Origin of the sequence: Alkalilimnicola sp. S0819 (assembly GCF_009295635.1) — a bacterium.
In the GTDB taxonomy this organism is placed as follows: Bacteria; Pseudomonadota; Gammaproteobacteria; order Nitrococcales; family WHIW01; genus S0819.
The window spans coordinates 1-301 of record NZ_WHIW01000076.1 but is presented as its reverse complement, the minus strand read 5'-3'; the positions used below and the strand labels follow the sequence as shown (position 1 = coordinate 301).

Sequence of the window (301 nt, the reverse complement as noted above, 5' to 3'; positions counted from 1 at the left end):
GGGGGCGGTGCACATCGTGCCGTTCAGCGAGACGGGGAACGACATCCCACGCAACGGGATTGCCCTTTCGCCGACCTTTCACCGGCTTATGGACCGCGGGATCATCGCCCCGGGGCCGGACTACCGGTGGCATGTGTCGAAGGTCATCGATCGCCGGATTCCGGACAACGGGCAGTTGCTGGAGCTGGAGGGGGCGGAGCTTGTGCTGCCGCGGGATCAGCGCTGGCATCCGTCGCCGGAGTATCTAGAGGCGAGGGTCGCGACGCTGCTGTAGCGGATGTCCTGGGTGCCAGGCCGGCCT

1 protein-coding gene is annotated in these 301 nt (G+C 67.1%); it reads left to right on the top strand.

All coding sequences use genetic code 11. The features are described 5' to 3' along the window. Nucleotides 1-274: HNH endonuclease (locus tag GBG68_RS14230; RefSeq protein WP_226801820.1), on the top strand; the 274-nt coding region annotated here is incomplete at its 5' end. Nucleotides 275-301 lie beyond the last annotated feature (27 nt).